The sequence below is a fragment of the Blastococcus capsensis genome (genome assembly GCF_030165005.1).
Lineage (GTDB): Bacteria > Actinomycetota > Actinomycetes > Mycobacteriales > Geodermatophilaceae > Blastococcus > Blastococcus capsensis.
On the sequence record NZ_JASNNW010000021.1, the window covers coordinates 105,173 to 121,005 of the forward strand.

Genomic DNA, 15,833 nt, shown 5'->3' on the forward strand with positions numbered 1-15,833 from the left:
CCGTATCGATTCTCGAAGGCCGGTGCGGCCTCCTCGAACAACTCGGCGCTACCGTCACAGAACCCCTTGCTCAGCAGCGGGTGCCCGTCCCCGGCCAGTTGCCCGCTCCCCTCGCAGCTACCCGATCGCACACGATCGCGAGCCGACACAGACCCGTGAATAGGTGAGTTGCAGGCGCGCGTCAGCGCGGGGCGGGCGGAGCCCGTCCTCCGGTACTTCTGCAGTTAGGTCAGGCAGCCGGGTCGAGGACGACCGTGTGGCCGAGCTTCTCCAGCTGGGCGACCAGCCGGCGGGTGTGGGCCTCGGTGTTTCGCCGGGCCAGCCAGTCCGGTCCCAGGTCGCGGTAGGGCTCGTCGTTCTTGAGCATGTAGTAGGCCGAGACGAGGATGGAGTGGGCGACCGCGACCTGGGCGCGGCCCGTCCCGCGCCGGGCGGTGAGCCGGGCATGCTGGGTCGATAGGTAGTTGGTGCCCTTCATCCGGGCGGTCGCCGCGGCCGCTTCAACCAGCATGGTGGTCAGCCACTTGTTGCCGTGCCGGGCTCCCGTAGGACTGCGTTTGCCGGCCGACTCGTAGACCGCCGGCGCCACTCCGGCCCAGGCGGCCAGGTGCGCCGCGGAGGGGAAGCGAGACATGTCCCCGCCAGTCTCGGCGAGGATCACCTGGGCGACCTTGGGCCCCACGCCGGGAATGGTCTGCAGCAGCTCCAGGTGGTGCGCCCAGGGCTGGCAGGCGGCGGCGATCACCGCGTCCAGCTCGGCGAGGTCGGCCTCGACCGCGTCCAGTCGGCCCAGGATGGAGCGGGCCAGCTGCGCGTGGCCGGCGTCGAAGTGACCGATCAGCGCCTCGGTCAGCTCCGGGATCTTGGCGCGCATCTTGCCCTTGGCCAGGTCGGCAAGCACCCGAGGATCGCGTTCGCCGTCGATCAGCGCCGCGAGCATCGCCCGCGCCGAGACGGTGGTCAGGCTCGAGGCGACGACGGACAGCTTGATCGACGCGTCCTCCAGCATGCCCTCCAGTCGGGTTGCCTCCCGGGTGCGGTCGCCCATCAGCTGCACCCGGTAGCGGGTCAGCATCCGTAGCCGGCGGATGTCCGGGGGCGGCACGAACGACGGGCGCAGCAGCCCGTGCTCGAGCAGCTGGGCGATCCATTCGGCGTCCTTGACGTCGGTCTTGCGCCCCGGGACGGCCTTCATGTGCGCGGCGTTGAGCAACCACACCTCCATGACCTCCTCCAGGCAGTAGAACGACGCCTTCCAGTAAGTCGAGGTCGACTCCATCGCCGCGATCGTCACCCCGCGCTCGAGTAGCCAGTCCCGCATCACCCCCAGCGCCCGCGTCGTCGTCTTGAACGTCCGCGTCTCACTCACCCGCCGGCCGCCCGGGCCGGGGATGCGCACGCAGACGGTCACCGACGCCTTGCCGATGTCCAGCCCGGCGACCCGCTCGAACAGGACCTCCACCCTGATCACCTCCCATAGACAACAGGGGTCGGCGTCGCCCGGAGGGTTCTCTACCTGGACACAGACCCACGCGCTCTTCGGCAGCAATCAGAGGCACCCGAGAACCCCGCGCCATACACCTCAACGGGCTCGCCCGCACCAATGTGTCGCGACGTCGCCGGACGACAGGAGCATTCTCATCCCCAGGGCCAGCGATTCAAGATCGCAAGCCGTTACACCTCATGCATCCAGGGCTGCGCAATCCGTTGTGACGCGAAGGCGACGACGCGGGTGACAGGGGTGTGGTCAGCTGCCGACCGGCAAGCCCTCGGGGGCGTCACCGGCGCGCGCTACCCCTCGAACCGATCGGTGCACCTCTCCGCGTGGCGTGCCTCGCGGGCAAAGGGCCCTGCCGTCCGACAGGGCCGGGAGTCATGTCGATAGCGAGGGCCAGTGGCGCGGCGGTTGGGGTGACGTCGGCCGGTCGGGTCGCCACCGCCCCGTCACCCCCGCTCCACGACGAACTGTCCGGACGTCACCGTCGGCGCCGGTGCCTCACAGGAGCAATACGGGAGCTCCGCCTTCGGGCGCTCAGGTGAGGTCAGGTGCGCCGCTCTAGCGCGCCCGCCGCCGGTAGGACCGCAGGACGGGCTCCAGCGCCCGGCCAAGGGCGGGCAGATCCCGGTCGTAGACGTGGCCGTCATCCAAGTGACCGGCGAGTTCGCCGAGCAACCTCGGCCAGTCCCGGCGGGTCGGTTCGAGGGGGACACGAATCTCGACCCGCCGCTCGACCACCTGCACCGCCGCCCTGCCGGAGGTCGCGGCGCGGCTCTGCTCCCAGGCCCGGTGGCGGCAGGTGGCCGAGCACCACTTGGGGATCGGACCGCGGCTGCGCGGGGTGATCGGTCCACCGCACCACCCGCAGGTCGTCGCGGCAGTGCGTCGTTCCGGCCCGTCCGCCGCGGGGGCGGCCCGCTCCGGACGAGGGTGTTCCTCCGGGGTGCGACGTTGACGCTCGCGGCGTTGTTGCTCGCGCGCCCGCCGTCGGGCGCGGTACTCAGGGGCGCCGCTGGTTCCCATGTCCTCAGTCTGCTGGCGATCCTCCTGTAATCCGTCACCACGAGATCTCAGCCCGAGATGCAAGACGTGTGTCGGCTCGTGATCTTGGTGAGACCGGCGAGAGAGCATTGGCGCTGGAGGGCTCGGCCCAGGAGATCGAGTCGAACATGCGCTTGCTCTTGCCGCTGTCGCGGCGTCTCGATAGGCCCGTGGACAAGCGTTGCTGCGCCGTCCTGTCGGTGGGCACGCATAGGGTCGCTGCGTGTAGCCCCGCCGGGACCGTCCGTGGATCCGGCAGGACCTCCGTCCGCTACCTGGGAGGACGAGCAGTCTGATGTCGTTCTGGTCCGTGCTAATGCCGAAGGATGTCGGCGCCTTGTGCCGTTCGCTCCAGGTTGAGCGACTCGTCGAGGGGAGCGCGAGCTGATGGCGCGGTTGACGCTGCCCCAGTTGGAGCGGCACCTTTTCGCCGCGGCCGACGTGCTGCGGGGCTCGATGGAGGCCTCCGCGTACAAGGAATACATCTTCGGCATGCTGTTCCTGAAGTACGCCTCGGATCAGTTCGAGGACGAGCGACAGCAGGTGGTCGCCGAGCAGTTGGCCCGCGGCCGCTCGCAGGCCGAGGCCGAACAGCGCGCCGAGTCGCCGTCGTTCTACAAGACCTTCTACGTCCCTGGCCGCGCCCGCTGGGCGCAGATCCGCGATCACGCACACCACGGGGTCGGCAGCGAGCTCAACAAGGCGCTTCAAGCGCTGGAGCACGAGAACCGGTCGCTGGACGGCGTCTTGCAGCACATCGACTTCACCCGCAAGGTCGGGCAGTCGTCGATGTCAGACAAGAAGCTGCGTGAACTGATCATGCACTTCAACAAGGTCCTGCTGCGCCAGAAGGACTTCGAGTTCCCGGACCTGCTCGGTGCCGCCTACGAATACCTGATCCGCGACTTCGCTGACTCGGCCGGCAAGAAGGGCGGCGAGTTCTACACGCCCCGCGACGTCGTGCGGCTCATGGTTCAGATCGCTGATCCCCACGAGGGCATGAGCGTTTACGACCCGTGTACGGGTTCGGGCGGCATGCTGATCCTGTCCAAGGAGTATGTCGAGGAGAGCGGTGGCGACGGCCGCAACCTGGCCCTCGCCGGCCAAGAGCGCGACGGCAGCGTCTGGGCCATCTCCAAGATGAACATGCTCCTGCACGGCATCCCGGACGCCGACCTTCGCAACAACGACGACGGAACCCTGGAGGACCCGGCGCACATCAGCGGTGGAGAGCTTCAGCGGTTCGACCGTGTGATCACCAACCCGCCGTTCTCCATGAACTACTCCGCCGACGGGATGCCCTTCCCCGAGCGGTTCCGCTACGGCTACACGCCCGAGAAGGGCAAGAAGGCCGACCTGATGTTTGTCCAGCACATGCTGGCGGTCACGCGGCCTGGCGGCATGGTCACGACCGTCATGCCGCACGGGGTGCTCTTCCGCGGCGGCGACGAGGGCAAGATCCGCACGGGCCTACTCAACGACGACATGGTTGAGGCGGTGATCGGCCTCGGACCGCAGCTCTTCTACGGCACAGGCATCCCGGCCTGCATCCTGGTGCTGCGTCCCGTTGGGTCGAAGCCGGCCGAGCGCAAGGACAAGGTGCTCTTCATCAACGCCGACCGCGACTACCGCGAAGGCAGGGCGCAGAACTACCTCGAGCCGGAGCATGTCGAGAAGATCGTCTCTGCCTTCCGTGCTTTCGAGGACGTTCCCGGGTTCGCTCGCGTGGTCAGCCGCAAGGAGCTGGCTGAGAACGACGACAACCTCAACATTCGTCGTTACGTCGACACCACGCCTGAACCTGAGCCGCAGGATGTCCGGGCCCACCTGCACGGCGGCATCCCGATCCGGGAGGTCGAGGCCAAGGCCGACCTGTTCGCCGCACACGGCATAAAGCCGGAGCACCTACTCGTCCCCAAGACAGCGGGATACCTGCAGTACGCCGACGTGGTGGCTGACCGGAGGGACCTGCGTCGGCTCGTCCAAGGCGACCCGGGTATCGTCGCTGCCGAGGCCGCTGTGCAGGCGGCGATCGAGCGGTGGTGGAAGTACGAGGAGCCACGCTTCGACAAACTGGAGACCGTCGCAGATCTTGTTGAGCTCCGTAAGGACCTCATTGGAACGTTCCGGTCGGCCCTACAGGCGACGCCTCTTCTCGACCACTTCGCAGTCAGCGGCATCGTTGCCTCCTGGTGGGGTGCCAGCCTGCCCGACCTCAAGGCGCTCGCAACCCTTGGCTACAAGGGCCTCGTCGAGGCTTGGGTGGCCACTGTGCTTGATGCTCTGGAGGAAGAGAAGTCCACCGTCGACCCACTTGACCACAAGGTGGCTAAGGCACTCCTTCCTGAGTACCTCGAAAAGCTCGCTGGCCTGGAAGCAGAGGTGGCCGAGCTCGACACGACGATCAAGGCGGCTACCGCCTCGGATGATGACGAAGAGACGGAGTCCACCGAGGACGCGCTCCCGCCGGCCGAACTCAAGAAGTTGAAGAGCAAGCTGACGGCCGTAAGGAAGCAATTCAAGTCGGAGAAGGGCGCTTTCGCCGATCGTCTCGCGGCAGGGAGCGCGGCGCTCGATGACACGGCCGCGCGTCAGATCGTGCTTGACGGTATGGAAAATGACCTGTTGGCCGAGGCCCAGGACCGCATCACCCGGCATCGCCTGGCGGTGATCGCGGCCTTCGAGACCTGGTGGGACAAGTACCGGACGCCGCTCTCGACGCTGGAACACGAGCGTGACGCTGCCGCAACAGGCTTGGCCGGGATGCTCAAGGAACTCGGCTATGCGTGAGCTTCCTCCTGACTGGGAACTAACAACGGTAAGCGGAATCGCAACCGCGATCATCAGCGGCGGCACCCCGTCCCGCGACGTGGCTCAATACTGGGGCGGCGATATCCCATGGGTGACGCCGGGTGAGCTAACTAATCTCAAGGGCAAGTATCTGGCCGACACGGCAGAAGCAATAACGAGCGCTGGGCTGGCAGGCTCGGGCGCGCGGCTACTTCCGCCGAATGCCCTTCTGGTAACGACGCGAGCGACTCTTGGTTCAGTAGCCCTTACTGCGGGCTCGATGACGACAAACCAAGGCTTTAAGTCGATCGCCTTCACTCATCGTGCCGACCCAGATTTCTACTATCACCTATTTGCTACGCTTAAGCGCGAGCTCATACGCCGTGCGTCGGGTACGACCTTCCTCGAGATCTCCGGACGTCAATTCGCTCAGATTGAGGTTCCTCTTCCGCCGCTTGCGGAGCAGCGAAAGATCGCGGAGGTTCTGGACCTAATCGACGAGCAAATCCGCACAACGCGCGCAATGCTCTCCAAATATGCTTCTCAAGCTGAAGGGGTCCTCGACACTCTCGTGTCCGAAGCCTCGGATGTGCCGCAGGAGTCTCTAGGCGCTTTATGTGCTGCCGACATATGTTACGGCATCGTGCAATCTGGAGAGTTCGTAGCCGGCGGCATCCCAGTTCTGTCAATCCGAGATGTTGGCGGGGATTTTGAGACCGGTCTACATCGAACGGATCCGGCGATCGACGCACAGTATCGTAGGAGTCGAGTTGCTCCGGGTGATGTCCTTCTGTCAATCAAAGGAACCATCGGGCGCGTAGGCGTCGCGCCAGAGCACTATGTGGGAAACATTAGCCGGGAGCTCGCGAGGCTCCGGTTCGGACGGAAGATACTGCCGGAGTTCGCGCGTGTGTACTTCCTGAGCCGTGAAGCTCAGCGACGCCTCGACCTCGCTGTCGTGGGCACGACGCGAGCGGAAGTTTCCATCCATGCGTTGAAGCGGTTCAGCGTCCCGGTGCCGAGCCTTGTGCGCCAACGGCGAATGGTCGATGCCTACCGATGTGTCGAGGAGCGAATCCTCGCTGAGGAGCGGGAGCTCCTGAAGCTTCAGGCCTTGAAACTTGGGCTCGCGGATGACCTCCTTATGGGGCGCGTACGGGTGCCAGCCGGGGCGGTCTCATGACCCCGGGTCCGGAATACGCCGAGGTCGAGAAGCCGCTGCTGGACCAGCTGGCGGGTCTCGGCTGGCAGCTCGTCGAGGGTTCGAAGTCGGATCCGTCGGTGACCGAGCGCGACTCGTTTCGTGGCTCGCTACTTGAGGAGCGGCTGCGTGCAGCCCTGCGCAAGATCAACCCTGGCCCTGACGGCTGGCCATGGCTCGATGAGTCCCGGCTCTCCGAGGCGGTCTCATCACTGACCCGGTCTGAAGTAGGCAAGCTCATCGAACTCAACGAGCGGATGACTGAGCGCCTTCTTGAGGGCGTGTCTGTGGCAGGGCTTCCCGACTGGGACCAGGGGCGGACGCAGCGCGTCAGGTTCATCGACTTCGACGAGCCCTCCAACAACGACTTCCTGGCGATCAGCCAGTTCCGGGTCGACGAGCCGGGCGGCCAGGCAAAGAAGTTTGTCGTCCCTGACGTCGTGCTCTTCGTCAATGGCGTCCCGCTGGTCGTGATCGAGTGCAAGAGCCCCTACGTCACCGACCCCATGGCCGAGGGCATCAACCAGCTCCGCCGGTATGCCAACCAGCGCGACCTGGGCGCACCTGAGGGCAACGAGCAGCTGTTTTGGACCAACCACTTCGTCGTCTCCACGTACGGGGACAGGGCGCGGGTCGGCACCTTCACGGCAGGGGCCGAGCACTACCTGGAGTGGCGAGATCCCGCCCCCTTGTCGCGTGACGAGCTTGCCCAGTCGCTTGGCAAGTCGGCGTCGCAGTTGTCGGGTCAGGAGCTACTCGTCGCCGGCATGCTCAGCCCCGCGAACCTGCTGGACATTGTTCGGCACTTCACGCTGTTCACGGAGGCCGGCGGCAAGCGCGTCAAGATCGTGGCGCGGTATCAGCAGTACCGCGCGGTCGGCCGGGCACTGCGGCGACTGCGCACGGGCAAGACCCGGCAGCAGGACGGTGAGAGCGACCGCCGCGGCGGTCTGATCTGGCACACGCAAGGTTCGGGCAAGTCGCTCACCATGGTCTTTCTGGTCCGGGCTATGCGCTCGGATCCGGTGCTGCGGGCCTTCAAGGTCGTGGTCGTCACCGACCGCACCGACCTGGAGAAGCAGCTCGCCGAGACCGCGAAGCTCTCGGGCGAGGGTGTGGAGCGCGCGCGAAAGGCAAGCAAGCTCCGCAAGGTGCTGGCCGAGAAGGGGCCGGCCCTGGTGTTCGCCATGATCCAGAAGTACCGCGACACCGACGCGCAGCAGGCCGAAGACAAAGACGGGCGGCTGGCCGACGACGAGTCGCCGGAGTCCTTCGGCGTCCTGAACACTGACGAGACGATCGTGATCCTGGTCGATGAGGCGCATCGCTCTCAGACCTCGACCCTGCACGCCAACCTGATGGCCGCGCTGCCCAACGCCGCCAAGATCGGCTTCACCGGCACGCCGATCATGCGTGAGGGCAAGAAACGCACCACGGCGATCTTCGGCGAGTTCATCGACAAGTACACGATCCGTCAGGCCGAGAGCGACGGCGCCGTCGTCCCCATCTTCTACGAGGGGCGCACGGCGAAGGGAGCCGTGGCCGGCGGCAGCGACCTCGATGAGCTCTTCGAGGACATGTTCGACGAGCACACACCAGATGAGCTGGAGAAGCTCAAGACGCGGTACGCCACGACGGGCGCGATCCTGGAAGCGCCGAAGCTAATCGCCGCCAAGGCCCGATCCATGCTGTGGCACTACGTCTCCACCGTCCTGCCGGGCGGCTTCAAGGCCCAGCTCGCCTCGACCAGCCGCGTGGCGACTGTCCGGTACCGCACAGCACTGCTCGAGGCACGTGACGACCTCGTCGGTCAGATCAGCGCGCTACCCGACCATCTCGTGGCCGGAGCGTTCGACGGCAGCGTGGATATCGACGCGCTCGACCGCCGCACGCAGGTGCTGGTGCGGGCGCTGCCGCATCTCCCGCTCATCCGGGACCTCGACTTCGTCCCAGTGATCTCCGGCAGCCACAACGACGACCCCACATGGGCTCAGTGGACGGACAAGGCGCGCCAGGACGCCGTCATCGCCGACTTCAAGAAGCCGCTCGGGCCGGCGGGGGAGCGGACCAGCCCGATCGCTTTCCTGATCGTTCGAACAATGCTGCTGACCGGGTTCGACGCCCCGGTCGAGCAGGCGCTCTATCTCGACCGCTTCATCCAGGACGCCGAACTGCTGCAGGCCATCGCCCGTGTCAACCGGACAGCCCCGGGCAAGCAGGCAGGACTCCTCGTCGACTACTTCGGCGTCGGTGCCCACCTGCAGCGGGCCCTACGGGCGTACGCGCCGGAAGACGCCGAAGACGCGGTCGGCGCGTTGGCGTCCATCAAGGACGAAGTGCCGAAGCTGCGGGACCGGCACCACCGCGTGGTCGCCGTCTTCGCCCAGGCAGGCATCGAGACCTTCGATGCGGACGAGGACATCGAAGCGTGCGTCGAGGTGCTCGCCGATGAGGCGCTGCGTGCCCGCTTCGGTGTGCTGCTCAAGCAGTTCCTCAGCACCCTCGACACCGTCCTCCCGCGGCCGGAGGCGCTGCCCTTCGTACCCGACGCCAAGCGGTTCGGGGTCATCCAGAAGGTGGCGCGTCGCCGCTACCGCGACGACGGGCTCGGCGACTTCGACCCGTCGCTCTACGGCGAGAAGGTGCGCGCGCTTATCGATGAGCACGTCACGGCCCTGGACATCGCCACCAAGATCCCTCCAGTGTCGGTGACCGACCCGGACTTCTTCGCTAAGGTCAAGGGCCTCACGTCAGCCAAGGCCAAGGCGTCGGAGATGGAACACGCCCTGCGGTTCCACATCAGGAAGAACTTCGACGAGGACCCGGCCCGCTACACGAAGCTCTCCGAGCGGCTTGACGAGATCCTCAAGGGGCTCACGGGCAAGTGGGATGACCTCACGCTCGCGCTGGAAGAGCTGCTCAAAGCCGCCACCGACGAGGTCGATAAGGACGCCGTCCACCACGATCCGCTGGTGGCTCGCTTCTACGGCCTGCTGGAGGCCGAGTTCGCGACCGGCGCCGATCTACCCGCCGAAGTCCGAATCGACCTCGTCTACCTGTCCGAGCGGATCGTGGTGGAGGTCGTCGACCATGCTGGCATCGTCCGCTTCTGGCACAACCCGCACGCGCAAGACGACCTCCGCAAGGAACTCATCCACACACTCGATGACCGCGACCTGTTCCCGTTCGAGGACCAAGCCGCCATCGCGGACCGCCTTATGGAGCTGGCCAAGGCCAACCAGCTGTTGATCGCCGAGCGGGTAGGCGGCGGGAGGGCCTCGTGAACGCGCTGGTCCTCCACCTCGATGGCATCCGAGTCCCGGTCGAGAGGGCCGGGAGCAGTCGCAAGGCCCGGCTCACGATCGAATCAGACGGCTCGCTCTGCTTGCGGGCCGCCAGCGACGTGGCTCCCGATGAGCTCGAGCAGTTTCTGGTCTCCAAGCGGGCCTGGGTCTACCGCAAGCTCTCCGAGAAAGAGGCCCTCCAACACGAGCCGATCACCAAGGAGATGGTGGACGGAGAGGGCTTCTCTTACCTCGGCCGCAGCCACCGTCTGCAGCTCTCAGACGACGCGTCGGCCGTGCGGTTAAAGCGTGGACGCCTGGTGCTTCCGCGAGCGAAAGCCGACGCCGGCGCTGAGCCGATCATCGAGTGGTATCGCCGGCGTGGCGAGGCCTGGCTCAAGCCACGCACCCGGGCCTGGGCCGAACGGCTCCGCGTCGAGCCAGAAGCCATCTCGGTGGCCGACCTCGGTCACAAGTGGGGCAGCGCCTCCGCGCACGGGCGCGTGCGCCTGCACTGGGCCACCTTCCAGCTCCCGCCGGCTCTGGTGGACTACGTCCTCCTCCACGAGCTGGCCCACCTCCGGGAGCCGCACCACGGGCCAGCGTTCTGGCAGCTCCTCGCTCGAGCCATGCCGGAGTACGAGGAGCGAAAAGGCCAGCTGGCTCGAAAAGGGTCCCGCCTCTGGATGGGAGACATCGCGACGTGAGGGTGCGCCGACTTGCCGTCCAGAACTTCCGTGGCATCAAGCGGTGCGACTGGAACGTCGAGCCGCGTCTCGTGGCCCTGGTGGGGGCCGGTGACGCCACAAAGACGACTCTGCTCGACGCCCTCGGGCTGGTGTTAAGCCCGAGCTACAGCCCTCAGTTCACGGACGCCGACTTCTATCGGTGCAACACCTCGGAGCCGATCGTCATCGAGGCGGCGGTGACTGAGCTGCCGGATCATCTGATCCAAGAAAGTCAGTTCGGCAAGGATCGTTCGGGAATCCGAGCGGATGGCACATTCGAGCACGATCCGATCGACGACACCGAAGAGTGCCTCATCATTCGGCTGACGGTGAACGATGAGCTAGAGCCGACGTGGGAAGTGGTGAGGCCCGGCGACGAAGAGGGCCGCCCAATCAGTGCCTCCCAGCGGGCTCGACTCGGGTTCTTCCGCGTCGGCGAGCGGGTCGACCTTCACCTTCGATGGGCGCGAACCTCCGCGTTGACGGGACTGACCGAGAACCGCTCAGGAGCCGCCTCCATCATCTTGGCAGCGCAACGAGGGGCGCGAGAGGCGGTCTTCGATGCGGCACCGGAACAGCTCATGGAAGCGGCGACTTTGGCGCAGACCAGTGCTCGTCGGCTGGGAAGCGCCCCGTTCGGTCGGCTCCGTCCGGGCCTCGAGCCGACCGGAGCGTCATCTGCTCATTCGCTGATCCTCCATGACGAGGACATCCCGTTGACCGGCTTTGGGCTCGGAACCCGGCGACTGACCAGCCTGTCCATACAGGACCAGGCCGTCGAGGGGGGTTCCATCGTCGTCGTCGACGAGATTGAGCACGGGCTCGAACCGCACCGGCTTGCTCACGTCTTGCACTACTTGAGCCAGCGGACATCGTCCGGAGAGCTGCAAGTCTTACTGACGACGCACTCACCTATAGCGGTGGAGAGCATGCAAGCCTCGGACCTCAACGTCGTACGCAGCGAAGCCGGGGAGACGGTCGTCCAGCGCGTTTCGGCGGAACTCGACGATGTACAGGGGATGCTCCGCGCCGCTCCATCTGCACTACTTGGTCGGCGGATCCTAATCGGCGAGGGAGCGACAGAAGTTGGCCTTATCCGCGGCCTGCTTCGCCGGGCGGATAACCGGCGAAGGGCGGACCAGCTTCCCATCAGTGCCACTCTGGGCGTGGCGATCGTGGATGGGAGGGGAGGCAACCAAGCCGTGCGAAGGGGTGCTCTCTTCGGCGAGCTTGGCTATCCCGTCACCGTGCTCATAGACAACGACGACGCCTCGATCGACACGGAGGTCGCGGCAGCCGAGGCGAAGGGCGTCCGGGTGATCCGCTGGACGCAGGGTCGTGCCTTAGAGGATGAGCTCATTCGCTGTCTGGATGAAGCAGGCCTCCACTCACTTGTCCAGCTTGCCGCCGAGATCAAGGGGGAGGAATCCGTGAGGGCGTCCGTCGAGGCCCGGCTGGACGGGGCCAGCCTGGCGGGCCTGGACCCTTCCGCCTGGGCCCTAGGGGCCACCAGAACGCCTGAGGCGGTTCGAGACGCTATCGCAGGGTCTGCCGTGGGACGAAAGGTCGCGGGCGGCGGCAAGGAAGAGAAGAAGGGCTGGTTCAAAAGCGAGGACGCGGGAGAACAGCTTGCCGCACTTGTGGCGACCAACTGGTCACATCTGTCTAAGACCGAGATGGGCTCTGTTGTGACCAGCCTCCTCGCGTTCGCCTATGAGCCTGTTGCTACTGAGGAATCGCAGCCAAGCGGTGGCTCGGATGCGGCCTGAGGATCAGCTAAGCCCCTCCGTCCGCGCAGTCCTTGACGGGCTACCTTGCTCAGTCACTCTTCCGGCTGGGACGGGAAAGACCGAGCTGATCGCTGCGGTGGTCTCCGAGGTGTCCAAGCAAGACGGAACCGCGCTCGTCCTCACCCACACGCACGCCGGCGTCGATGCGCTGCGCCGTCGCATGCGCAAGTTCGGCGTAGCCAAAGACCGCGTTGTTGTTCGCACCATTGATGCCTGGTGCTTCGACCTCATCCGCCACTTCCCGCAACTCGCAGGACTGGAGGTCCCCGAGGCTCCAGTCTGGGCAAACTCATGCGCCTACCACCAGGCGGCCGCCCGCGCTGTAGGCACCCACGCTGTGCGGCGGATGCTTTCCGTCAGCTATCAGGTAGTCCTCGTGGACGAGTACCAGGATTGCCTGATCGATCAACATAACGTCATCCTTGGTATCGTCGGCGCGGTCCCAACCGCGGTGTTCGGCGACCCCCTGCAGGGCCTGTTCGACTTTGGCACCAACCGTCCTGTGCAGTGGGGGAGTGACGTGCTGGCGGCGTTCCCGGATATGGCGGTCGACTACCGACCCTGGCGGTGGCAGCACGACAACTCTGAGCTGGGAGACTGGCTGCTCTCAATTCGGGAAGCTCTTCAAACTGGCCAGCCTGTTGACCTTGTAGGCGCACCTGTTAAGTGGATTCAAGCCGATGGTCTTCAAGCGCAGAACAGCGTCTGCTTTGGTGTGCCGATCGATGATGGTTCCGTCGCTGCGCTTGGAAGGTTCCGGCCCGACTGCGTGACCGTCGCTAGCCGCCTCCAAGGAACGTACGCCGTGATGGAGGCGCTCGACGAAAAAGCCACCGCGACTTTCTGTGCGCTGGTCGATCACAGTGGTCCGCCCGCTCTTGCGAGTGGCGTGGTGCAGTTTGCCGTCAACTGCGCAACCGGTGTAGCCGTTCATCTTCCCGCGGCTTCGCGCACGCGGTTGGCGTCGAGCAAGCCGATCGGCACGAGGAAGCCAGAGCTGCAGGCGACGTTTGATGCCGTGAACAAAATCTTGAGTTCACCATCGCCCGGTACCGTCCGCGCGGCGCTCGAGACCATCACCCGGCTTCCTGGCGTCACTGTCTACTGCCGGGAAGCGTGGCGGGAAGCGCTGGCCGCACTGCAGCACGCCACACTTGATCCAAGACTGAGCGTTGTTGAGGCCCTGGCAAAGGTTCGTAACCATGCCCGCACGACAGAAAGGCGCTCCGAGTCGAGGATCGTAACTCGACCCCTCCTGGCGAAAGGGCTTGAGTACAAGCACGTCGTGTTGCTTGACGCCGACCAATACACCGCCGTCGAGCTGTATGTGGCATTGACTCGCGGCTCCAAGTCCGTCACGGTCATAAGCAAGTCCCCGCAGATCACTCCCCGTGACAGTCGGCGGTGATGACGCCGCGGGTCTGATCGCAGGTGGGGCAGTGCTGCAAGTCGGTCGTCCATTGCCCGTGCGACTCGTGCTGCTGGACGCCGATGACGTGATCGCAGGTCAGGGTCGGGCGCCAAGTCCGTAGCTCCGCCGGATCCGGTCGGGTTGCGCGGAGCAGCGTGCCGAGCCGCTCCAGCTGCCGCGCGCTGAGCGGCGGGGGAGGGCTGCAGTAGCCGCAGTGAACGTCCGGGAGCCCGGAACGCTCCTGCGGTGACTGTGGCAGTCCTTGTGGCGGGCGGCGAAGTCGGCCTGCGCGGCGTCCTACTCGCGCTTCTCATCGTCGGTCAGCTTCATGAGCAGCGGCCAGTCGCCGAGCGCGTCGATGCTGGGCTGGCCGCAGCCGCGACAGCCAACGCCGGCCTCGATCTCGTCGCGGGTGAGCTGGGTGCCGTCGGCGTCCCACTCCCGACGCTTGCGCTCCCGCCGGAGGGCGTCCTCCTCCGCCGCCAAAGTAGTGCCGCGTCGGGCGGCCGCTCGCTGAGCCTTCTGCTCCTCGGTCAACTGGGCCATGTCGGCTCCGGGGTAGGCCATACGGTGAGGTTGTGCTCCATCTGCTCGTTGACACCTCCACCTGGCTGGACCTGTGCAAGCGCCGCGACGGGCAGCGCTGGATCGTCGCGCTCCGAGTCCTCGCCCATCAGGGGCAGGTCGAACTGCTCGTCCCACGACTCGTCATCGACGAGTTCGAGCGGAACCGAGATCGGGTCGAGACGTCGATGACGGCGAGCATCGCCCAGCGGTTCAAGCTCATCAAGCAAGACCTCGACGACTACGGCGGCTCGGACAACGAGCAGGCGCTCAAGGTCATCACGGATCTTGCCCGCCATGTGCCGCTCATCGGAGCCATGACGACCCGCAACTTCGCCGAGGTGCTCGACCTGCTCCGAGCCGGCCGTGGCCTCGAGCCAGGGGACGAAGAGAAACGCGGGGTGGTCGAGCGCGCCCTTTTGAAGCAGGCGCCGTTCCACCGGTCCCGCAACAGTGTCGCCGACGCCTTGCTCATCGAGCTCTACGAAACGACGCTCCGCGGCGTCGACCTGGACCACGAGCCGCACGCGTTCATCACGAGCAACAGCGACGACTTCTCCTTGCCCGGCGGAGACGCGCGGCAGCCGCATCCTGACCTCGCCAGTCTGTTCGCAGTGGAGGGGTCGACCTACGGGCTAGGAGTCGACGGCCTCAATCAGGTCCTCCTGGACTACTTCGGCGACGAGATCGAGGAGCTGTTCGCGGAGACCTACTTCGAGGAGGAGCCCCGACGGCTGGACGAGATCGTGGTGGCAGAACGGGAGCTGTTCGACCGCATCTGGTACCACCGCTCCCTCCAGCACGAGTACCGGCTTGAGGACGCTGGGGACGACGCCGAGCTGGAGCGCCTACTCGCGATTGCAGGGCCAGGGCGCCTGCGTGTTGAGGGGCTGTACACAAAGCCTGGTCAGCTGGGCCCGTACACGGATTTCGAGCTGGGGATGCTCAACGGCAAGCTTTCGGCCCTGCGCTGGGTGCTCGGCAGCGAATGGGACTTCCTCGACACATGACGGCAATCCCGGAGCCGTGGCGCCCAGCCGACGGCCACCTCAAGTAGGAGAGCCGGTTTCAACCGGCAGTGCAGCGAACCATAGGACAATGCGTTCGTAGCCTGGGCCGCTCGAGGTCGTGCCTTATCCGTGCCTTAAGCGGCTCTTCGCAGTTGAGGGTGTAGCGGGAGGCGGCGCGTCGTTGGCCGGGTAGGGGTCGAGGCCTTCCGATGATGGGAGTTCTCACGCTGCCCATCCGGAAGACCTCGACGTGCCTGACGCTACCTTCGGCTGCCCTGACCTGACCACGTTCGCCGGCTTGGACGAGCTGGGTCTGGAGGTCGTCGGGCAGCGGCTCTCCTCAGACCGTGCGGTCCTGGCCTGCCGGGTCGTCGAACCCGACCAGTGGTGCCGTCGCTGCGGGTGCGAGGGCGCGCCGCGGGACACCGTGACCCGGCGGCTGGCCCACGAACCGCTGGGCTGGCGACCGACCACGTTGCTGATCACGATCCGCCGCTACCGGTGCTCCGGTTGTGG

General features: G+C 66.0%; 9 protein-coding genes and 1 pseudogene. 8 read left to right on the plus strand and 2 right to left on the minus strand.

Annotated elements, in window-relative coordinates:
* Positions 1-229 precede the first annotated feature (229 nt).
* Positions 230-1,462, minus strand: coding sequence for an IS110 family RNA-guided transposase (locus QOZ86_RS16820; protein ID WP_284493120.1), 1,233 nt, complete (start codon positions 1,460-1,462; stop codon positions 230-232).
* 1,464 nt (positions 1,463-2,926) lie between these two features.
* Here QOZ86_RS16820 and QOZ86_RS16825 point away from each other — a divergent pair.
* From QOZ86_RS16825 to QOZ86_RS16850, 6 genes are read left to right on the plus strand one after another with little or no spacing between them, the layout of a single operon-like run.
* Positions 2,927-5,329, plus strand: coding sequence for a type I restriction-modification system subunit M (locus QOZ86_RS16825; RefSeq protein WP_284493121.1), 2,403 nt, complete (start codon positions 2,927-2,929; stop codon positions 5,327-5,329).
* Positions 5,322-6,512 carry a restriction endonuclease subunit S gene (locus tag QOZ86_RS16830; protein ID WP_284493122.1) on the plus strand — a complete coding sequence of 397 codons (1,191 nt, stop codon included), beginning with the start codon at positions 5,322-5,324 and terminating at the stop codon, positions 6,510-6,512. Before QOZ86_RS16825 ends, QOZ86_RS16830 begins: the two co-directional genes overlap by 8 nt.
* The gene (locus QOZ86_RS16835) at positions 6,509-9,814 is read left to right on the plus strand and encodes a type I restriction endonuclease subunit R (RefSeq protein WP_284493123.1); all 3,306 of its coding nucleotides are present in this window, start codon (positions 6,509-6,511) and stop codon (positions 9,812-9,814) included. Before QOZ86_RS16830 ends, QOZ86_RS16835 begins: the two co-directional genes overlap by 4 nt.
* Entirely contained in the window at positions 9,811-10,521 is a 711-nt protein-coding gene (locus tag QOZ86_RS16840; protein WP_284493124.1) for a M48 family metallopeptidase, read from the plus strand. The genes QOZ86_RS16835 and QOZ86_RS16840 overlap by 4 nt, the downstream gene beginning before the upstream one ends.
* Positions 10,518-12,311: an ATP-dependent nuclease gene (locus tag QOZ86_RS16845; RefSeq protein WP_284493125.1), complete on the plus strand. Its 1,794-nt coding sequence runs from the start codon at positions 10,518-10,520 to the stop codon at positions 12,309-12,311. Before QOZ86_RS16840 ends, QOZ86_RS16845 begins: the two co-directional genes overlap by 4 nt.
* Positions 12,301-13,740: an AAA family ATPase gene (locus QOZ86_RS16850; protein WP_284493126.1), complete on the plus strand. Its 1,440-nt coding sequence runs from the start codon at positions 12,301-12,303 to the stop codon at positions 13,738-13,740. The genes QOZ86_RS16845 and QOZ86_RS16850 overlap by 11 nt, the downstream gene beginning before the upstream one ends.
* 300 nt (positions 13,741-14,040) lie before the next feature.
* On the opposite strand, the gene QOZ86_RS16855 is transcribed toward QOZ86_RS16850, so the two are convergent.
* Entirely contained in the window at positions 14,041-14,310 is a 270-nt protein-coding gene (locus QOZ86_RS16855) for a hypothetical protein (RefSeq protein WP_284493127.1), read from the minus strand.
* Between the two features lie 11 nt (positions 14,311-14,321).
* Between QOZ86_RS16855 and QOZ86_RS16860 the strand changes: the two genes are divergently transcribed.
* Entirely contained in the window at positions 14,322-15,317 is a 996-nt protein-coding gene (locus QOZ86_RS16860; RefSeq protein ID WP_284493128.1) for a PIN domain-containing protein, read from the plus strand.
* A gap of 250 nt (positions 15,318-15,567) precedes the next feature.
* Positions 15,568-15,833 (plus strand): annotated as a pseudogene (locus QOZ86_RS16865) (ISL3 family transposase); the annotation flags it as partial.

Excerpts from the sequence above, each read along its gene's own strand:
- QOZ86_RS16830 (WP_284493122.1), top strand. The coding sequence starts at position 5,322 with ATGCGTGAGCTTCCTCCTGACTGGGAACTAACAACGGTAAGCGGAATC.
- QOZ86_RS16855 (WP_284493127.1), bottom strand. The coding sequence starts at position 14,310 with ATGGCCTACCCCGGAGCCGACATGGCCCAGTTGACCGAGGAGCAGAAG.
- QOZ86_RS16835 (WP_284493123.1), top strand. The coding sequence starts at position 6,509 with ATGACCCCGGGTCCGGAATACGCCGAGGTCGAGAAGCCGCTGCTGGAC.
- QOZ86_RS16825 (WP_284493121.1), top strand. The coding sequence starts at position 2,927 with ATGGCGCGGTTGACGCTGCCCCAGTTGGAGCGGCACCTTTTCGCCGCG.
- QOZ86_RS16850 (WP_284493126.1), top strand. The coding sequence starts at position 12,301 with ATGCGGCCTGAGGATCAGCTAAGCCCCTCCGTCCGCGCAGTCCTTGAC.